This is a genomic window from Xanthomonas sp. 3793, assembly GCF_024806835.1.
GTDB classification, from domain to species: domain Bacteria; phylum Pseudomonadota; class Gammaproteobacteria; order Xanthomonadales; family Xanthomonadaceae; genus Xanthomonas; species Xanthomonas arboricola_F.
This window is the reverse complement of the sequence record NZ_JANTYU010000002.1, coordinates 730637-750215: the sequence shown is the minus strand read 5'-3', so window position 1 is coordinate 750215 and position 19579 is coordinate 730637. Positions and strand designations below refer to the sequence as shown.

Sequence of the window (19579 nt, the reverse complement as noted above, 5' to 3'; positions counted from 1 at the left end):
TTGCTGGCGACTCCGCCACCGCAGGCAGCACTCCATCGGACACAACCGGCTGGGCTCAGGCCGTCAACCGCCACGCGCGATGGATGCGTGCATGGCGTTCGAAATCCGGGTCGATGGTGCGCGGGCTGATTTCCTCGCATTGCGCGAACTCGGCGACCGCTTCCTCGTCCAGCTTGAACCGGCGGAAGTTGTTGGAGAAATACAGCACGCCGCCCGGCGCCAGGCGCGCCACCGCGGCGCGCAGCAAGCGCACATGCTCGCGCTGGATATCGAAATCCTCCGCGCGCGCGGAGTTGGAGAAGGTCGGCGGGTCGCAGAAGATCACGTCGAAGTGCGCACGCTCGGCCTCCAGCCAGGCCAGCGCATCGGCCTGCACCAGCTTGTGCTTGCTGCCAGCCTGGCCGTTCAAGGCCAGGTTGTCGGCGCACCACTGCAGGTAGGTGCCGGACAGATCCACGCTGGTCGTGGCGCTGGCACCGGCTGCCGCCGCCTGCACGCTGGCCACGCCGGTGTAGCAGAACAGGTTGAGGAAACGCCTGCCCTTACTCTGCTGCGCCATAGTGCCGCGCAACGGGCGGTGATCCAGAAACAGGCCGGTGTCCAGGTAATCGAACAGGTTCACCCGCAGCAGCGCGCCGTGCTCGCGCACGTTGACGATTTCGTTGCGCTGCTCGAAACGGCCGTACTTGCTGCCGCCCTTGCCCCGTTCGCGCGACTTCAATGCGACACGCTCGGCCGGCACCTCGAACACCTCGCGCGCAGCCGCCAGCAGCTCGCCCAGGCGCCGGCGCACATCCGCCTCGGGAATGGTCGCCGGCGCGGCATATTCCTGTACATGCAGAAAGAGGCGCCGGTCGCCATCGGCTTGCTGATACACGTCGATGGCAGCGGAATACTCCGGCAGGTCGGCATCGTAGGCGCGGAAGCACTCGATGCCTTCGCGGGCGCGCCACTTCTTGAACTTCTGCAGGTTCTTGCGCAGGCGGTTGGCCACCATCTGCGCGCCTTCGCTGAGCGCAGTCGGTGCCGCCAACGGGGTACGGCGCGGCACCGCGATCGGGTCGCAGACGATCAACGCGCACTCGATCGCGCCATTGAACAGCTGGTATTTCTTGCCGGCGCGCAGCCCGGTGGCATAGGCCAGCTCGGCGTTGCCGCACAGCAGACTCGCCCGCCACTGCGGCACCACGCGCTGCAAGGTATCGCCCAGCTTGCGATACAAGGCCGCATCGGCAGCCAGGCGCTCGTCGTACGGCGGGTTGCACACCACCACGCCGGTGGCCTGCGGCGGGGACTGCAGATCGCCGACCTCGCGCACGCCGAACCAGATCGCTTCGGCCACGCCGGCTACCTGCGCATTCTCCTTGGCGGCGCGGATCGCATGCGGGTCCATGTCGCTGCCGTGGATCACCTGCTTCAGCGCGGCACGCCCGGCGCTGTCGCGATCGCGCGCCTCGTTCACCAGCTGCTGCCAGCCCTCACGGTCGAAGCCGCGCCAGCGGCTGGGCACATCGCTCCCATAGCGTTGCAGGCCGGGCGCGACGTCGGCGGCCATCAGCGCACCTTCGATCAGCAAGGTGCCGCTGCCGCACATCGGGTCCAGCAAGCCGCCGCCGTCGGCATAGACGCGCGGCCAGCCGGCGCGCAGCAACACCGCCGCGGCCAGATTTTCCTTCAGCGGCGCCTCGTTCTGCGCCATGCGCCAGCCGCGCCGGTGCAACGGGCCGCCGCCCAGGTCGACCGAGATGGTGGCGCGGCCCTTGCGCAGCGACAGGTTCAAGCGCAGGTCGGGGCTTTCCACATCCACCGACGGGCGTTCCAGCCCCTGCCTGCGCATGGTGTCGACCACCGCGTCCTTGATGCGCTGCGCGGCATAGCGCGCGTGCGTGATCGCGGTGCCGGAGACGTGCGCGTCCACCGACAGCGTGTGGCCGACGGACAGGTGCTCGTCCCACGGCAACTCGGACACGCCGGCATACAGCGCGTCCTCGTCCGGGCAGTCGAACTCGGTGAGCGGCCACAGCACGCGGCTGGCCAGGCGCGACCACATGACGGCGCGCAGCGCGTCGCGCGGTTCGCCTTCGACATTGACGCCGGAGATGGTGGCGGTGGCCTTGCTGGCACCGAGCGTCAGCAGCTCGTCGGCAAGCAGGTATTCCAGGCCCTTGGCACAGGATGCGAAGAATTTCACGTAGGCAGGTATCGATAAGACGCTGGCGCGGCGGCGAGCGTGGGAGCAGGACAGCGGGCCGGCGCCCGGGTGGGCAGTGCCGTGGTCGCCGTGGGTGGGCCGCAAATGGTCGGCCATCGCGGCCGGCATTACCACCCCCGCCGGCTGCACGGCCCGTCGCGCGGTTCACCAGGGCGCCAGCCGCCACTGCGCCTGCCCGGTGTCCAGCCGCTGCTGCAGGCCCAACCTGCCCAGGAAGGCGGCATCGTGCGAGGCCACCAGCAACGCGCCGGTGTAGCTGCGCAGCAGTGTTTCGATCGCTTCGACCGATGCCAGATCCAGATGATTGGTGGGTTCGTCCAGCAACAGCAGCTGCGCCGGCCGGGCCCGATACAGCGCGCAGGCCAGCGCCGCCTTGAGCCGCTGGCCGCCGCTGAGCTGACCGGTGGGCAGGTCGGCGCGCTGCCGGTCCAGCCCCAGCAACGCCAGCCGCAGCCGCTGGGCGTGCTCGGCCGCGGCAGGATCGGCATCGCGCAGCTGCGCGACGACCGAGCGGGCCGGGTCGAGCATGGCCAGGTCCTGATCCAGATAGGCCACCGGCACATGCACCTCGCACTGGCCGGACTGTGCCGTCAGGCGCCCGCCCAACAGCTGCAACAGCGAGGATTTGCCGCTGCCGTTCGGGCCGACCAGCCCGATGCGGGGCTGGCCGTGCAGCAGCAGATCTACGCGTCGCCCACCCAGCCGCCCAGCCGCCAGCTCCACCTGCCGCAGGGTCGCCAGGCGGTGCGACGCGCCCACCGCCATTGCCGGTGCCAGCAGTGCAATGGCCTGCGGCGCCTCGACATGGGCGGCGGCCTGCGTCACCGCCTCCGCCAGGCGCGCCTGTTCGGCCTGGCGTTGCTGCTGCAGCCGGCCCGCACTCACCTCGCTGCGCTGCCGCTGGCCTCCCAGCAGGATCGGCGCCTGGTTGGCCTGCGCGGCCGCCCGCGCCCCTCGCGCCTGGCGCTGTTGCTGGCGCATGTGCTGCTCGCGCAGTGCCTGTTCGCCGCGTGCGCGCGCCTGTTTGCGCTGGGCGAGCAGCTCGCCGGCCGCCTGTTGCTCGCCTGCGAGCTGCTGGGCGTAGTGGGTGTAGTTGCCGCCATAACTGCGCACCCCGTGCGCGGACAGCGCCAGGATGCGCTGCATGCCGTCCAGCAGCACCCGGTCATGACTGATGACCAGCAATCCGCCAGTCCACGCCTGCAGCTGCGCCATCAGCCGCTGTCGCTGCGGGCCGTCCAGATGGTTGCTGGGCTCATCCAGGATCAACATGTCCGGCTGCATCAGCCAGGCACCGGCAAGCGCCACCCGCATGGCCTGGCCGCCACTCAGATGCGCGGCGGGAGCATATGGATCGCAGCCGCCAAGCCCCTGCCGCGCAAGCGCTTCAGAGAACTCGGCGTGGGCGTTCCAGCGCTCGCCCACCCGCTCGAAATCGGCAGGCGCCACGCTCCCGGCGGCGATCCGCTTCAATGCATCCAGCAGCGGCGCCACCCCGGCCAGATCGACGATGCGCTGCCCCGGCGTTGCGCTCACGCGCTGCGGCAGGTAATGCACGCTGCCACTGCGCACGCAGCGGCCGCTGCCGGGAGCCAGCTGGCCAGCCAGCAAACGGCCGAGCACACTCTTGCCCACGCCATTGCGCCCGACCAGGCCGGTATGGCGCTGATCGAGGTGCAGGGTCAGATCGGAAAACAGCGTACTGCCATCGGGCAGCACGAACGCGACGCTCTCCAGCGTCACCAACGGACAGGTCATCAGTGTCTCCATTGCATGCCAGGACACGTCGCGCTCCAGACGGAACGGCAACGGGTATGGCCGTCATCGCGACGGCGGCATCAATGGCGCATTGGACCAATCCTCGAATCGGGGTGCGGCCCAAGTGTAGGCCGGTCTGCGGCTGCAGCGAAACCTTTGAGCCCGGATGCGCCGCAGGGCCGCTCGCTGCAATGGTTTAGATCGGCTAACAAAACGTGGCGAGCGGTCGTCAGTTGCGTGGGCGGCGCGGAGGAAACGGAGTGTACGGTTGGTACCTGAGCATTCCGGGCACCGGCCGCACCCGCCTGGCGGGGAGCACAGTCGTTTTGTCAGTCGGTCTTGGCCGCAGCAAGCACCCGCCTGCACGCTAGATCCCCCTGGCCGCCACCTTGCCGGCACAGCAGATCGGTGCGGTTGCGATTATCGGCGTCTGCAAGCGCGCGCCGACGCAGCGGACACGCGCCAACAACGCAGCGACACTCCACGCGGCAAGAGCGATTGGCCGCTGCCGTCAGTGACCCATCGGCTTTTGCGCAATGACCGTGGGAAAAATGCTGGCGCGATCGTCGATGAATCGCACGCTCGCAAAGCCGGCACTTTCCAGCTGCACGCGCGTCTGCGCATGGGTGCGGAACGATGCCCAGCGCGCCTGGACGATATCGATGAAAACCTGGCTCTGCAGCACAAGCGACGCCTGGTCCAACAGCGCCAGCTTCCACGGGGATTGCGCACACAGGCTGGGCGGAGGCGTCAGGAAACTCGCCACCAGTGTACCGCCCGGCCGCAACCTGTTGAAGAACGCGCTGTACAGCGCGACCACGCGTGCATCGTCGGGCTCGTAGAGATTGAGGCCGTTACTGGTCACCACGTCCACACTGCCTGCATCGCCCTGCGCCCAGGCATCTTCCAGACGCAGCGACAGCTGTTGTTCCAGCCCGTAGCCACGCGCCAGTTGCAGCGCACCGTCCAGCGCCTGCGGGTCCAGATCGATGCCGATCAGGCGTACATCCGGGCACTGCCGGTAATCCAGGCTCAACACGTCACCCATCCATCCGCACGGTACCGACGCGATGGTGATCCCGGGCCGCAACAAGGCCTGCAATTGCGCACGGAAGATGCCGAACCGCTCGCGGGTTGCAAGCACGGCCGGCGTCTTCTCGAAAATTTCGTACTCCAGTGCCAGCGTGGTGTCTTGCGGCAGGGTGCCCGCTTGATAGGTGACCAACCGATGCGTCCACTCCGCATTGAGCCCGCGATTGCGCAACAGGAACCGGCCCAGCTCCATCGCCCACAGCGCATCGACCAATTGCAGCAAACGCTCCACCTCGGCAGCAGAACGGCTGGCGTCCTGTCGCAGTCGCGACCTGATCGACGCAAGCAGGGTCGCATCGTCGTGCAAGGCATCGCCTGCGTGCGAAATCAGGCGCGCATGCGGTGCGGTTGGCGGCACCGGTGACTCGTCACGTTGCATCTTTCACCTCGGCAAGCGTCAATCGCTGGTGCCGACCATGGTGACGATGGCGGCGCTGCGCTGCGGCCGGAAGCGCGATGCAGGGTGCGGCTGAGCGAACGGGCGCGGCGGTGCGCGCAGGGTTGCGACGACACCGGGCACGCGTGTGCGGCGCAGCGCGACTCAGCCCAGACCGAATGCCGGGTGGTAGGCCACGTCGGCCAGCGGCAACAGCCGGTCCCCGAACGCCAGCGCCTGCAGTTCCGATACGGGTGCATCGGGCACGCTCAGGCCCGGCTCGACAGCAAACCCGAACCGGCGGAAAAAACCGGGTTCGCCAAAGACAACGCATCCCGCCGCACCGCGCTCGCGCAAGGTGGCCAGGGCTGCGTGCACCAGACGGGTGCCCAGGCCCTGGCGCTGGTGGCCCGGGCCCACCGCCAGCGGCCCCAGCGCGAACCAGCCGGACGAGCCGTCGGACAGGCTCACCGGCGACACCGCCAGATGGCCGACCACATATCCATCGTGGTCGGCGACCAGTGACAATGCCAGCGCATCGTCCTCGCGCAGCGCGGCGATCACGTGCTGCTCGTCATGGCGGCTGTGCTCGGCGCGCATGAACGCCACCATGGTCAATACCTCGATGGCTGCTGCGTCGCCGTCGCTGGCTTCGCGGATCAGTACCGCCATCGGCGGCTCGGACTGCGCGGGCGGCATGTCGTCGGCCTCGTGCATCACAGGCGCTGCAACAGCTCGGCAAACGCGCTCGCTGCCGTGTCCACATGCGCAGCAAGATCGTGCTCATCGTCGACCAACAACAGCCGCGCCCGACGCGCCTGCGCCCAGGCGATGACGTCTGCGGCAGGAATCAAGGCATCGCGCCAGGCATGCACCACCGAGGTCGGCACCGGTGCGGCGTCCAGCGCCGGCAACGGGCCCATCGTGGTTGGCGGCACCATCAGGAACAGTCCGCGCGTCGGCACCTGCAGGGACACCTGCGCGGCGATATAGGCGCCCAGGCTGGACCCGACCAGCACCAACGGCCCCTTGCCTGCGGCGTCGCGTGCGATCTGCAACAGGCGCTGCAGGCGTCCGCGCACGTCACCGAGCGGGCTGACGTCGCGTTGCGCGTCCAGATCGGTGAAATCCGGGCGCTCGTGGGTCCAGCCCAGGCGGTCGGCAACCTCGGCCAATGCGCTGACCTTGCGTGCCGCAGGGCCGCTCTCGAACCCGTGCGCCAGAATGCAATGGCCGCGGCTCATAGCGCCTGCACCGTATCGCCAACACGCAGCACACCGCCCCGCAAGACGCGCGCGCACAACCCGCCGTGTCCACGCATCGCGTTGTAGCCGCCAGCGCCCAGCGCGTCTTCCATGCGCGAACACGGGTCGCACGGGTCGGTGCCTTCCAGCTCGACATCGCCGATGCGAAAGCGCCGCCCTTTCAACGCGATCAGCGGAATGCCCGACACCACCAGATTGCGCCGCAGCGTGGCCGGCGCGATCGCCGCGTGCCCTGCCAGCGCCGCGATCACCGGCAGGTGCTCGGCCTGGATCAAGGTGATCCCACGCTTGCCGCTGCCGCCTTTGTAGCGATCGCCCACCAGCCCGGTGCCGGTGGTGGCCTGTGCGGCGTCCACCTCCAGCATGTCTACATCACGCGCAGGACGCACGCCGATCCAGGTCACCTGACCGGTCTGCGGCAGCGTCGCCATCAATTTGCCCAGCGGGCTGTCGGGATTCAAAGCCATCGGGCAATGCTAGCATTCGCTTCATGTCCGATGCCGTCCTGCCGTCGCCGCCGATCACCTACGCGCCGTTGCCTTATCAATCGCGACTGGCCCGCCGCCGGCTCGAGCACATCGACATGGTGGTCATCCACTGCACCGAACTACCGGACATGGCGATGGCGCGCGACTACGGCGAGCGCGTGCTCTACGACAGCGGCACCGGCAACAGCGGGCATTACTACATCGATCGCAACGGCAGCATCCAGCAGTACGTGGCGCTGGAGCGCGTGGCGCATCACGTGCGCGGCCACAATCCCCACACCCTGGGCATCGAACTGGTCAACAGCGGCCGCTATCCGCACTGGCTGGACTCGCGCCATCAGGTGATGCACGAACCGTATCCGGACGTGCAGATCGCCGCACTGGTCACCTTGCTGCAATGGCTGCAGCAGCAGCTGCCATCGGTGCGTCGCATTGCCGGTCATCAGGAACTGGACACCACCCAGGAAGCGGCCAGCGACGATCCCGCACGCAAGATCCAGCGCAAGCTCGATCCCGGGCCGTTGTTTCCATGGCCACGGATCGAAGCGGCGATCGGCTGGGCGCACGCATTGCGTTGAGGGCGCAGCTCACGCGTCGGCAACGCCCCCAATACTCGATCGATCAGGGGTCCAGGGCGCGATAGGTTTTTTCGCCGGCATTTACCGCCACCGCCAGCCGGTTTTCCGGTGGCGCAATCGGGCAGACCACGTGCGGGGTGAACGCGCATGGTGGATTTTCGGCGAGATTGAAATCGAGCAGCACACGGCCATCGCGCGGCATCGCCGTGAACAGATAGCGCGCGCCACCATAACTTTCCTTGCCGCTGGTGCGATCGGTAAACAGAAAGAACAGGCCGCTGCCATCGTCCTGCGCGATCGCCTGCAGATGGTATTCCTGACGACTGCGGGTAAAGACCGCCTCGCCCGGAACCTGGACCGTCAATGGTGTGCCGATGGATGTCAGCAGGGTCACCGAGCGAGGCATGGCATACGGCTGCCAGCGTGCATCGACTCGCCACTGCGGATCGATCGGAAAATACTCAAACCCCTGAAATGCGTTCAACGCCGGCGCTGACTGGTCGCGAAAACGCCAGCCGAACAACGTGCCGGTCTGCACCAGGTAGAACTGACGCTCGCCCACGTCGAGCCGGTCGCCACGCTGGCCCGCGCGCTCCGGTGTCAGGCCGACGTCAAGCACAGGCTGTCCGTTCAAGCGCACCGCCGCTCCGGCCGCCGCCTTGAAGCGCGCGTGCCCCTGCGCATCCAGGCTCAGCTCGCCCAGCTGTGCGGGGCCGGCAGGCAGGACGAGATCGCTGCGCAGATCGCTGCCCACCTGATACCGACCTGCACGCACGCGGCCGGAGCCGGTGTAGCTCAGCCAGCCATCGGGGGCGCGCACCTGCGCCAGCCGCTGCGCGCGCGCACGTTCCAGCGCGAGCCGATACAGCTGCTTATCGGTCGTCGAACGCGTGGAGACACGCACATCGCCGGCATCACCAGAGCTTGCCGAACACGCAGCCATCGCCATCACCGCGACGCACAAGGCGCCCTTCTGCAACTGCAACCGCATGCATCCACCCACCACTGCAAGAAACTGCGCTCCGCGCAGCGAGCCTGCGTCCCCACAGACCACCATTCCTGCCAGTATTGTGCCTGATCAGGAAGCGGTCGCGACCGGGCGCGCCGGATCCTGCAACCAGCCGCTCCAGGAACCGGCATACACGCGCGCACCTGACAGGCCAGCCACTTCCAACGCCAACAGCAGATGGCACGCGGTCACGCCCGACCCGCACATCACCACGGCCTGCTCGGGCCGGTACGCGCCCAGCAATGCAGACAACTCGGCACGCAATTCGTCGGCCGGCTTGAAACGGCCATCGCGGATGCTCAGACCCAGCGGGCGACTCACCGCACCCGGCACATGCCCGGCAACCGGGTCGATCGGCTCCACCTCACCCCGAAAGCGCTCGCCTGCGCGCGCATCCAGCAGCCAACCCGGAGCCTGCCCCAGTCGCGCCAGGATCTGGTCGGCGTCCACCACGGCATCGGCGTCGAAACTGCCAGGGTACGCAGCGCCGTCGTGTACTGCCGGCGGCTCGGTGGTTTGCGCCAGACCGGCGGCGCGCCAGGCGGCCAGTCCGCCATCGAGCACCGCCACGCGGCGATGCCCCATCAGCCGCAGCATCCACCACGCGCGTGCGGCGGCCATGCTGCCATCGCCGGCGTCGTAGACCACCACCTGAATCTGCGGATCGATGCCCCACGCACCCAGGCGCCTGGCGAAGTCGGCGCTGCGCGGCAACGGATGGCGCCCTTGATCGGCACGCGACAGGTCGGCCAGGTCGTGATCGAGATCGACGTAATGCGCACCGGGCAGATGCCCCTGGGCATACGCCTTGCGCGCCGCCTGCGGGTCGGGGGCGGTCGGCGGCGCGGCGCGCGCGTCGAGCAGCCGCAGCTGTGGGTGCGTCAATGCTGCCGCCAGAGTGGCGCTATCGACCAGCGTGGTCCAGTTCGGATCGGCACTCATGCAACCTGCTCCAGGCGACGACGAAGATTGAGAAGAATGGCCGCGGTGGCGCCCCAGATACGCTGCCCGGGCCAGGCGTACTCGAGCACGCGACGTGGACGGCCGCGGAACTCAAGCTCCACGCTGCGCAGATTGTCCGGATCCATCAGATAGGCCAGCGGCACCTCGAAGATCTCGGCAACTTCCTCCGGTTGCGGCACGGCCACGAACGCAGGGTCGATCACCGCCACCACCGGCGTCACCCGAAACCCGCTCACGGTCAGGAACGGATCCAGATATCCCAGCGCATGCACCTGCTGCGCGCCCAGCGCGATCTCCTCGCAGCTCTCGCGCAACGCCGCCGCTGCCGCGTCGGCATCGGAGGGCTCCATCCGCCCGCCCGGGAAGCTGACCTGCCCGGCATGGTGGCGCAGGCTGTCGGTGCGCCGGGTCAGCAGCACCATCGTGCCCTGCTCGCGCGGCACCAGGCCGCACAGCACCGCCGCTTCGGCGGATGCGCCCCCTTCGCTCAGGTCGATCAATTCGGCATGGTTCCAGCCTGGGCCGTCGGGTGCGGTGTCCAGCGGATACAGCGCCCGGCGCAACTGCGCGTACTCGGGCAGCGCCGCCATCAGCCCGCGTGCAGGCAACACGGTATGCAATAACTCCTGGCGTTCGGCGTCACTCATGCTCATCCAGCGTGCGATTTCATCCAGGCTGCGCAAGCAGCCGACACAGTGCGACTGCGCGTCCAACGAACATACACCGATACACGGGCTGGGCAGATCTCCGCGATTGGAATCGGTGTCGCTCATCGCTCGTTTCCGCAGACGCGGCGTGGATGTTTCATCGGCTTCTTCAGGCAAGTCGGCCAGGCCAAAACGACAACGCCGGCCTGGTGGCCGGCGTTGTCAGTGCAACAGCAAGCGCAATTACTTGACGCTGACCAGCTTGATCTCGAACTGCACGGCCACGTTCGGCGGGAACGGCGTACGCGGGTCGGCGCCATAGGCCTGATCCGACGGCAAGGTCACTTCCCACTTGGAGCCGGCCGGCATCTGCAGCAGGGTTTCGCGCATGGCCTTCATTTCGACTTCGCTGACCTTGATGGCCGGGATCTGCTGGGCAGGACGCGCCTTCTCGCGGTCGCCGAAGGGGAACGGACCGGCCACTTCCAGCTGCACGGTGCTGGCCTGGGTCGGCTTGGCGCCCTTGCCCGCCTCGATCACGCGGTACTGCACGCCGCTCGGCAGCGTCTGCACGCCGGCGGTGCCCTTGTTCTTGGCCAGGAATGCGTCGCTCTTGGTCTTGTTGGCAGCGGCGGCCTTGTCGTACTCGGCCTTGGCCTGCTGGGCACGGCCCTGCTCGCGCTTCTGGAACGCTTCGACCGCCGGCTTGAGCTGGTCGGCGGTGATCGCCGGCTGCTTCTTGGCATAGGCGTCCTGCAGACCCTTTACCACCGCGTTGATGTCGAGCTGCTCGCCGCGACCGGTGAGCTCGGCAAGGTTATTGCCGTAGTCGTAACCGAAGTAATAGCTCAACTTGCCCTTTTCGGACGTCGTGTCCTGGGCCAGTGCATTGCCCGTCAGGGCCAGGGCCGCCACAGCGACCGCGATAGAACGCAACTTCATCAAACAATTCTCCAGGGTGGTGGCACAGGACGGGTCTGCCGCCTGAGATGACGCGCTAGGATAGCGGCCGCGATACCGAACCGCTACTTATCACGAAAGCTATGACCAGCAAGGCTTTCGGAAGTTCCGTATTTACTATTTTTTTACGTTCGCAAGGGTTTGCCATGTCCAATGACGTCATTCTGATCGCCGATCACGCCAGTGTCCGGACCATTACGGTCAATCGGCCGGACAAACTGAACGCATTGAACCGCGACACCATGCTGGCGTTGGACCAGGCGTTCGTGGACGCGGCCGATGCCGACGATGTGCGCGTGGTGATCCTCACCGGCGCCGGGCCCAAGTCCTTCGTGGCCGGTGCGGACATCGCGGAAATGAGCGACCTGTCGGCGATGGACGGCCGCGAATTCTCACTGGTCGGCCAGCGTTTGATGCGCCGGATCGAGCGCATGCCCAAACCGGTGATCGCCATGGTCAACGGATTTGCGCTTGGCGGCGGGCTGGAGCTGGCAATGGCCTGCCATCTGCGCATCGCCGCGTCCACCGCCCGCCTGGGGCAGCCGGAAATCAATCTTGGCCTGATTCCCGGCTTCGGCGGCACCCAGCGCCTGTTGCGCCTGACCGGACGTGCCGCAGCACTGGAGCTGTGCCTGCTCGGCATGCCGATCGATGCAGCGCGCGCCGTGCAACTGGGCCTGGTCAATCGCGTCGTCGAACCGGACGCCTTGCAGGAACAAACCCAGGCCTTGGCCCAACAGCTGGCCAGCGCCGCGCCATTGGCGTTGCGCGGCATTCTGGACGCGGTCGTGTTTGGCGGCGAATGCGGCATCGAAGAAGGCCTGCAGCTGGAAACCGCGCAATTTGCGCTGTTGTTCGCCAGCGAAGACATGCGCGAAGGCACCCGCGCGTTCCTCGACAAGCGCGCCGCACAGTTCCACAACCGCTGAGCCCCCGATGCCGAACGCCCCCATGCCGACACCGCGCGCACTGGCCTTGCACCTGTTCGACTGCGTGCAAGCGGACGATCTCGATCGCGCACTGCAGCTTGGCCTGATGGACTACCAGCCCGAGCCGCACCTCGATGCAGCGGATGCACCGATGGTTGCAACCCTGCGCGCCGCACAGCAACGCCTGCACGCTGCATGGGCCGCGCGCGAACGCTATCGCGCACGTGCCGCGCGCCTGCAACGCCGCGCCGCCGAGCGCGACGCGCGGCGTGCACCCGCACCGGCGCCCAGCCAGCCGACAGCGGCTGCGTTGCCGCCGCTGGCCGCGGCGATCCTTGCGCGTGCCAAGGCCAAGGCAGCCGGAGGCACGCAGCCTTGAACGTTGCACAGACGGCCCCGCCGGCACGCCGCGGCAGCACCATGCGCAAGCCTGAAATACAGGAAATGTTCGAGCGTCTGCGCGAACTCAATCCGCACCCGACCACCGAGCTGGAATACACCACGCCGTTCGAATTATTGATCGCGGTGTTGCTGTCGGCGCAGGCCACCGATGTCGGCGTCAACAAGGCCACCCGCAAGCTGTATCCGGTCGCCAATACCCCGCGCGACATTCTCGATCTTGGCGAAGAAGGGCTGAAACGCTACATCGCGACCATCGGCCTGTTCAACGCCAAGGCCAAGAACGTCATCGCCACCTGCCGCATCCTGCTCGAGCAGTACGGCGGCGAGGTGCCGCACGATCGCGCGGCGCTCGAAGCCCTGCCCGGCGTCGGCCGCAAGACCGCCAACGTCGTGCTCAACACCGCATTCGGCGAACCGACGATGGCCGTGGACACGCATATCTTTCGTGTCGCCAACCGCACCGGCCTTGCACCGGGCAAGGATGTGCGCGTGGTGGAGGACAAGCTGGTCAAGGTCATTCCCGCGCACTTCCTGGACGATGCGCACCACTGGCTGATCCTGCACGGCCGCTACGTCTGCAAGGCGCGCAAACCCGATTGCCCGGGCTGCGTGATCCACGACCTGTGCCGCTACCGGGACAAGACCCCGGCGCCCGCCGAACGGCCGCCAGCGTCAACGCGCTGAGCCGGTCCAAGCGCAGCCAACGCAACGATGCCCTCACCGCCAGGCGGGCGCCGCCAGTGCCCGGTGCGGCTGCGGCGTTGCAACTCGCGCATTCCGGCATTCCGGTCCTGAGCGCGCCAGCCACAGCCACCCCGAGACTCTCGCCGCGCTTGTTGAGCCGCTTCAAGAGCACGTGGCGGACACGCTGTAGCACAGCCACCCCCTAAAACAGCGACACACGGGCCCGCGTTCGCCCCCTGGTGCCGTCAAAACAATCTAGTACCGTCAACGCAAAAGCCGTTGCGATTCCCGATTCTCGAATCCCGCCAAAAAAAAATCGTGACCGGATGATGCGTCTTTCGGCGCCATGCATCATCCGGTCACGACAGCTGTCACCCGGCGCGAACGCCGGGCGTTTGTCACTGATTACGCCGCTTTGCGCGGTTCGTCTACCGGCACGCTTTCCACGGTCGGCTGACCTTCGACGCGTCGGTCCAGTTCCTTCCAGTCCACCACCAGCTCGCATCCGCGCGAAGCCGCATTCCGGCTCCAGTCGCGCAGCAGTTCGATGCAGGCATGGTCGACGTGATGCAGCTTGGCCACGTCCAGATGCAGCGCGGTGTTCGGCGGCACGCTCTCCAGCGTCCGCGCCATTGCCGGCACTTTCAGGAACGTTGCCGAACCCTGCAGGGTCAGGTGCATTTCGTCCTTCTTGTCGGCGTGCTCGCGCACCTCGACCTTCAGGCGCGAGGAGTGCAAGGCCAGACGGAACAGCGACAGGCCGAAGCCGATCAGCACGCCGGTCAGCAGGTCGGTCGCCACGATCGCGAAGGTGGTCGCCAGATAGATGGCCGCAGTTCCACGACCGTAGGTCGCCAACTCCTTGACCTGACCGATCTTGATCATCTTCACGCCGGTGTAGACCAGGATGCCGGCCAGACAGGCCACCGGCGTCATCCGCAGCAGCCATGGCAGCAGCATTGCGAACACCAGCAACCAACCGCCATGCAGGATGGTCGACGCACGCGTGGCCGCACCGGCCTGCACATTGGCCGCACTGCGCACGATCACGCCGGTCATCGGCAACGCGCCCAGGAAGCCGCACAGCATATTGCCCACGCCTTGCGCCGCCAGCTCACGGTCGTACTGCGTCCGCGCACCCTGATGCATGCGATCCACCGCCGCCGCCGACAACAACGTTTCGGCACTGGCGATGAAGGCGAAGGTCACCGCCGACACCAGCAAGGTGTGATTGAACACGCCGAAGATGTCGGAGATGCTGGGGATGCTGATCGCCGAGAACAGGTTGCTCGGAACGTCGACACGATTGACGTCCAGGCCCTGCAGCTGCGCCGTCGCGGTGACCGCGACCACCGCGATCAGGGCACCCGGCAAGAAGCGCAGACGCTGTGGACGCAACTTGTCCCAGGCCAGGATGATGCCGATCGTCGCCAGACCCACGAACAACGCCGTGCGGCCGGTGCCTTCGCTGACCGCCTGCCACAACACGGCAGGCAATGCGGCGAAGTTCTCCAGGCCACGCGCCTTGGGCGCAGCATCCATCAACACATGCGCCTGCGATGCCACGATCAGGATGCCGATGCCCGACAACATGCCGGCCACCACGGCCGGCGATGTCATGCGGAACCACACGCCAGCCCGGCACAGGCCGGCCACCAATTGGATCGCACCGGCCACCAGGATCACCGGACCAAGCGCGGCAGCGCCGTGCTCACGCACCAGTTCGAACACCAACACAGCCAGGCCGGCGGCCGGACCGCTCACCTGTAAAGGAGAGCCCGCCAGGAAGCCAACGACCAGCCCACCGATGATGCCGGTGATCAGACCTGTGGCCGGCGGCATTCCGGACGCGATCGCAATACCCATGCACAACGGCAGCGCGACAAGAAAGACCACGACAGACGACAACAAATCACGCCCGAACAGTCCCTGACGGAAATATCCGCCGATACCTGATGTGTTCATGATCGACTCCGTCAGGCGAGTTCAGCGCGAACGACTTGTTGCAGTCGCGGGCGCGGGGTGGCTTCGGGAGTGTTCTCGCCCAGCAACGGACGGAAGCCACCCTTCTCTGCATCGAAGGCGCGGATATCGCCATGGGCGATGTCGTAGATCCAGCCGTGGATGCGCAAGGTGCCAGCCGCAAGACGCGCTGCGACCACCGGCTGCGTGCGCAGATGGTCCAGCTGCGAGACCACGTTCTCTTCGGTCATGCAGCTGAGCGCATCGTGGCTGGCCGGGTCGTGGCCGTGGTGGGCAGTGACATGCCGCGCGGCATCGGTGTGCTTGAGCCACGCCGCCACCGACGGCACGTCTTCCAGCGATTCCGGCTTGAGCACGGCCTTCATCGCGCCGCAGTCGGTGTGACCGCAGATCACGATGTGGCGCACGCCCAGAACGGCGATTGCGTATTCGATTGCCGCAACCACGCCGCTGACATGCTGGGAATACGGCGGCACCACGTTGCCGATATTGCGGTAGACGAACAGTTCGCCCGGCTGCGCGGAGAAGATCAGCTCCGGCATGACGCGCGAGTCGGCGCAGGTGATGAACAGGGTATGCGGGCTCTGGCCGCCGGCCAGCTCCTGAAAGAGCGCACTCTGGCGCGGATACACTTCCTTACGGAAATGACGAAAACCTTCTAGCAAACTTTCCATGGGAGATTCCTCTAGGCAACGAATGGCTATCCGCGGCGCAAACCGCGAATTGCAAAGACAAACAAATCAATTAGGAAGTCCGGCGCGCAACGCACCGGGTACAGCGACAGCGTGGATCAGCCAAGCAATGCGTTTGGAGGACGCAGTTGCGGGATCAGGTCGCGTTTTTGATTTGCTGGCGCGTGATGCGCGTGCCAAGAAGGGGAGTACCGCGCCAGCATCGGCCATGCTTGGGAGAGCAAGGGGATATCGTCTGCAGGCTGTGTATCGACTTGGCTTTGTGTATCGCCTTCGTCCTGCGGATCTTCTGCTGCATCACGTTCTTCGCCAGCATCCACCATCACCGCCAAGCCATCGCCCACCAACGCATTGTGGATGCGCGTGTGTGCATTGGCTGCCGACCACGCGGTGAGCGCGAGCAGGCAGACCAACAGCAATTGGAGGAATCGAGGAAACATGGCCTCGAAACTAACAATTTAGAAGCTGCATGTGCAAGTGGTGCGTTGCACAAGCTGACACATACGTTCAGCGGAAAGGAGCTGCGGTTCAGGTCGCCATGCCGGACGACTTCGAAAGCAGCCAATTGAGCGTGACGCAGCGCACTGTCACATGGCAGCACCGTTCAGATTCTTGACACACGGCGACACAGTCTAAACAAACGTAAAGTCTTGTCTTTATTGACAAAAATCGTTTATGACGATTCTGTTGTTTTGTCACATTAACGCAACCTTCACGCCATAGCCTGCGCCCACTTCCTCATGTCGCAAGGCATCTATGAAACTCGCTCCCACCCTGCTTGGCTCGGCCCTGTTGCTGGCACTGAGCGCGCCCGCCGCGCATGCCGAAATCGCCATCGATATGATCGGCGGCTCGGAGATCTCGTTGGAAGGCCTGGTCCAGGCCGACGGCAACTGGTTCCACAACGATGTGCAGGACCTCAATGGTCCGATCGGCGCCAATGGCGACAATTCCGAATTCAGCATCCGCCGCGCCGAGCTGGTGCTCAAGGGCAAGGGCCCGGGCAACTTTGAATGGGTGGCCGGTTACGACCCGAGCGTGCTGAAGGAGGTCACCATCCGCGGCACCACCATCCGCAGCACCGGGCGGTTCCTGGACAACAACATCAAGTACAAGTTCGGCGGCAACGCCAACACCTATCTGCAGATCGGTCAGTTCAAGCAGCCCAACAGCCTGGAAGAACTGTCCAGTACCAAGAACAACGACTTCGTCTCCAAGGCGTCGGTGACCAACACCTACGGTATCTCGCGCCGGCTGGGCGTGGCGTACGGCATGGGCGACAACAACTGGAGCGTCACCGCCAGCGCGTTCGGCCGCGAACTGACGCGTAACCAGGCGCATGGCAGCGGCTACGGCGCGCGCGGCACCTGGGCGCCGATCAACGAAAGCGGCAACGTGCTGCACTTTGGCCTCAGCTACCTGGGTTACGACACCGACGACGACACCCTGCGCCTGCGCGCACGTCCGGACGCCGACCTCACCACCATCCGCCTGATCGACAGCGGCGCCATTACCAATGTCGATCGCGTGGGTGTGGCCGGTGCCGAGGCGATGTGGGTCACCGGCCCGTTCAAGCTGCAGAGCGAGTACTTCCAGGAAAACGCCAAGCGCATCGGCAACAACGCGCAGGACTACAAGAGCGACGGTTGGTACGTCAGCGGCGTGTGGAACATCACCGGCGAAACCTGGGGCTACAAGGCCGGTGTGCCGACCACCCCGCTGCCGAACGAACCGGCATCGGGCCTGTGGCAGCTGGCCGTGCGCTACGACACCCTGGATCTCAACGATGGTCACCTGATCGCCAACGGCAACACCCCGTTCGTGGATGGCGTGCTGGGCGGCAAGATGAACGTGTGGACCGTCGGCGCCAACTGGTACTGGCGCTCCAACTTCAAGTTCGCGCTGGACTACGCGAAGGTGGAAAGCACCCGTTACAGCAGTGCCACGCGCGGCCTGGTCGATGACAACCCGTCGATCATCGAAGCGCGTGCGCAGTTCTATTGGTAAGCGTCTGCGTCCCTGGCCACCGTGTGCGCTCGCCCGAGCGCATGCGGTGGATAGATCCGCCTCGACGTGTTGCAGCGCACACTTGCCCGGCGCCATTTTGTTTCTGTCATCTCTCCGACACCTCACGGTCATGCCCTTGCCCTGCAATGGCGCCACCGCGGGACGTCGCGATCCCTACCTTCTCTGGAGCTGTTCCGTGACCCACTCCTTCAAGACCCGTCTGGCCGTCGGCATGCTCGCCGCTTCGCTGGCTTTGTGCGCCCAGGCTGCCGATGTCACCGGCGCCGGTGCGTCCTTCATCTACCCCGTCATGTCCAAGTGGTCGGCCGACTACAACGCCGCTACCAAGAAGCAGGTCAACTATCAGTCGATCGGCTCGGGCGGCGGCATTGCCCAGATCAAGGCGGCCAGCGTGGACTTCGGTTCCTCCGATGCCCCGCTGAAGCCGGAAGAGCTGGCCGCTGCAGGCCTGGCGCAGTTCCCGTCGGTGATCGGCGGCGTGGTACCGGTGGTCAACGTCCCGGGCATTGCCGCCGGCGCGCTCAAGCTCGATGGCAAGACCCTGGGCGACATCTTCCTGGGCAAGGTCAGCTCCTGGAACGATCCGGCCATCGCCGCGCTCAACCCGGGCGTGAAGCTGCCCGAAGGCAAGATTACCGTGGTGCACCGCTCCGACGGCTCGGGTACCAGCTTCAACTTCACCAACTACCTGTCCAAGGTCAACCCGGACTGGAAGAGCAAGGTCGGCGAAGGTACTGCCGTGCAGTGGCCGACCGGCATCGGCGGCAAGGGCAACGAGGGCGTGGCTGCCTACGTGAAGCAGATCAAGGGCGGCATCGGCTATGTCGAACTGTCGTATGCGCTGCAGAACAAGATGGCCTACACCGCGATGAAGAACGCCGCCGGCAAGTTCGTACAGCCGTCCGATGAGACCTTTGCCGCCGCGGCCAACAGCGCCGACTGGGGCTCGGCCAAGGACTTCTACCTGGTGATGACCAATGCCGCCGGCGACAACGCCTGGCCGATCACTGCCACCAACTTCATTTTGGTGCAGAAGAAGCCGAAGAACGCCGCTGGGCTCAAGAACACCCTGGAATTCTTCCGCTGGGTCTACAGCAAGGGCGATGCGCAGGCCAAGGCGCTGGACTACGTGCCGCTGCCGGACAGCCTGGTGACGCAGATCGAAGGGTATTGGGCCAAGAACCTGCCGCACTAACCGCGGGCAGCGAGGCAGCCGCATGCATCGCCAGGTGCATGCGGCTGCCGTCGAACACGGTGGTTGCGCACAAGCATTGGCGTGCTCCACCAGGCCGGGCTGACACCTGCGTGTCACGTTGACTGGCCACTCTCAGCAAGACAGGAACGACGCCGTCTCTCTCCCCGGCGTCGGAACCGGGACGCGGGTCCCGGGGGGTGCGACGCCCTCCGCGATCCGCGTCTTTTTTTGTGATGCCTCTTCTAAAAGGCACTGTCATGCGGGTGTAACAAAAACATCATTTCATAGCGTGGTCTGCCGGACACCCGGCCAATCCAG

At 66.1% G+C, this 19579-nt stretch carries 19 protein-coding genes and 1 other RNA gene; 6 read left to right on the top strand and 14 right to left on the bottom strand.

From position 1 onward, the window contains the following. Window positions 1–55 precede the first annotated feature (55 nt). From rlmKL to FHY18_RS09510, 7 genes are all read right to left on the bottom strand, one after another. Entirely contained in the window at window positions 56–2191 is a 2136-nt protein-coding gene (gene rlmKL, locus FHY18_RS09540; RefSeq protein ID WP_259154010.1) for a bifunctional 23S rRNA (guanine(2069)-N(7))-methyltransferase RlmK/23S rRNA (guanine(2445)-N(2))-methyltransferase RlmL, read from the bottom strand. 165 nt (window positions 2192–2356) lie between these two features. After that, window positions 2357–3970 (bottom strand): ATP-binding cassette domain-containing protein, encoded by a 1614-nt coding sequence (locus FHY18_RS09535; RefSeq protein ID WP_259153698.1) that lies wholly within the window; start codon window positions 3968–3970, stop codon window positions 2357–2359. Between the two features lie 203 nt (window positions 3971–4173). Then, window positions 4174–4247, bottom strand: a non-coding RNA gene (locus tag FHY18_RS09530) — sX9 sRNA. Between the two features lie 234 nt (window positions 4248–4481). Further along, the gene (locus tag FHY18_RS09525; protein WP_259153697.1) at window positions 4482–5441 is read right to left on the bottom strand and encodes a class I SAM-dependent methyltransferase; all 960 of its coding nucleotides are present in this window, start codon (window positions 5439–5441) and stop codon (window positions 4482–4484) included. A 162-nt stretch (window positions 5442–5603) separates the two neighbouring features. Further along, window positions 5604–6110, bottom strand: coding sequence for an N-acetyltransferase (locus FHY18_RS09520; protein WP_259154004.1), 507 nt, complete (start codon window positions 6108–6110; stop codon window positions 5604–5606). Between the two features lie 44 nt (window positions 6111–6154). After that, window positions 6155–6682 (bottom strand): alpha/beta fold hydrolase, encoded by a 528-nt coding sequence (locus tag FHY18_RS09515; RefSeq protein WP_326521118.1) that lies wholly within the window; start codon window positions 6680–6682, stop codon window positions 6155–6157. Next, entirely contained in the window at window positions 6679–7170 is a 492-nt protein-coding gene (locus FHY18_RS09510; RefSeq protein WP_259153693.1) for an MOSC domain-containing protein, read from the bottom strand. Before FHY18_RS09510 ends, FHY18_RS09515 begins: the two co-directional genes overlap by 4 nt. A gap of 23 nt (window positions 7171–7193) precedes the next feature. Between FHY18_RS09510 and FHY18_RS09505 the strand changes: the two genes are divergently transcribed. Next, window positions 7194–7769, top strand: a complete 576-nt coding sequence (locus tag FHY18_RS09505; protein WP_259153692.1) for an N-acetylmuramoyl-L-alanine amidase — start codon at window positions 7194–7196, stop codon at window positions 7767–7769. Window positions 7770–7812: 43 nt separating this feature from the next. Here FHY18_RS09505 and FHY18_RS09500 read toward each other — a convergent pair whose 3' ends face one another. The 4 genes from FHY18_RS09500 to FHY18_RS09485 all read right to left on the bottom strand — a co-directional run bounded on the left by FHY18_RS09500 (window position 7813) and on the right by FHY18_RS09485 (window position 11330). Then, the gene (locus FHY18_RS09500) at window positions 7813–8760 is read right to left on the bottom strand and encodes a DUF1684 domain-containing protein (protein ID WP_259153691.1); all 948 of its coding nucleotides are present in this window, start codon (window positions 8758–8760) and stop codon (window positions 7813–7815) included. Window positions 8761–8847: 87 nt separating this feature from the next. Next, window positions 8848–9720, bottom strand: coding sequence for a sulfurtransferase (locus FHY18_RS09495; RefSeq protein ID WP_259153690.1), 873 nt, complete (start codon window positions 9718–9720; stop codon window positions 8848–8850). After that, entirely contained in the window at window positions 9717–10514 is a 798-nt protein-coding gene (locus FHY18_RS09490; RefSeq protein WP_046964640.1) for a CoA pyrophosphatase, read from the bottom strand. The genes FHY18_RS09495 and FHY18_RS09490 overlap by 4 nt, the downstream gene beginning before the upstream one ends. A gap of 117 nt (window positions 10515–10631) precedes the next feature. Next, window positions 10632–11330, bottom strand: coding sequence for an FKBP-type peptidyl-prolyl cis-trans isomerase (locus tag FHY18_RS09485; RefSeq protein ID WP_259153687.1), 699 nt, complete (start codon window positions 11328–11330; stop codon window positions 10632–10634). Window positions 11331–11494: 164 nt separating this feature from the next. Here FHY18_RS09485 and FHY18_RS09480 point away from each other — a divergent pair, with 164 nt between their 5' ends. The 3 genes from FHY18_RS09480 to nth are packed head-to-tail and all read left to right on the top strand — an operon-like array spanning window position 11495 to window position 13363. Continuing rightward, complete coding sequence (locus FHY18_RS09480) at window positions 11495–12277, top strand: enoyl-CoA hydratase-related protein (RefSeq protein WP_259153685.1); 783 nt, start codon at window positions 11495–11497, stop codon at window positions 12275–12277. A 7-nt stretch (window positions 12278–12284) separates the two neighbouring features. Further along, window positions 12285–12656, top strand: a complete 372-nt coding sequence (locus FHY18_RS09475; protein WP_259153684.1) for a hypothetical protein — start codon at window positions 12285–12287, stop codon at window positions 12654–12656. Between the two features lie 41 nt (window positions 12657–12697). Next, complete coding sequence (gene nth, locus FHY18_RS09470) at window positions 12698–13363, top strand: endonuclease III (RefSeq protein WP_259153683.1); 666 nt, start codon at window positions 12698–12700, stop codon at window positions 13361–13363. Window positions 13364–13768: 405 nt separating this feature from the next. On the opposite strand, the gene FHY18_RS09465 is transcribed toward nth, so the two are convergent. From FHY18_RS09465 to FHY18_RS09455, 3 genes are all read right to left on the bottom strand, one after another. Further along, window positions 13769–15328 (bottom strand): SulP family inorganic anion transporter, encoded by a 1560-nt coding sequence (locus FHY18_RS09465; protein WP_259153682.1) that lies wholly within the window; start codon window positions 15326–15328, stop codon window positions 13769–13771. 11 nt (window positions 15329–15339) lie between these two features. Further along, the gene (locus FHY18_RS09460) at window positions 15340–16020 is read right to left on the bottom strand and encodes a carbonic anhydrase (RefSeq protein WP_259153680.1); all 681 of its coding nucleotides are present in this window, start codon (window positions 16018–16020) and stop codon (window positions 15340–15342) included. Window positions 16021–16136: 116 nt separating this feature from the next. Next, window positions 16137–16457, bottom strand: a complete 321-nt coding sequence (locus FHY18_RS09455) for a hypothetical protein (RefSeq protein WP_259154002.1) — start codon at window positions 16455–16457, stop codon at window positions 16137–16139. Between the two features lie 337 nt (window positions 16458–16794). Here FHY18_RS09455 and FHY18_RS09450 point away from each other — a divergent pair, with 337 nt between their 5' ends. Then, window positions 16795–18045, top strand: a complete 1251-nt coding sequence (locus FHY18_RS09450; protein ID WP_259153674.1) for an OprO/OprP family phosphate-selective porin — start codon at window positions 16795–16797, stop codon at window positions 18043–18045. A gap of 196 nt (window positions 18046–18241) precedes the next feature. After that, window positions 18242–19261, top strand: coding sequence for a phosphate ABC transporter substrate-binding protein PstS (pstS, locus tag FHY18_RS09445; protein WP_259153671.1), 1020 nt, complete (start codon window positions 18242–18244; stop codon window positions 19259–19261). Window positions 19262–19579: the final 318 nt, after the last annotated feature.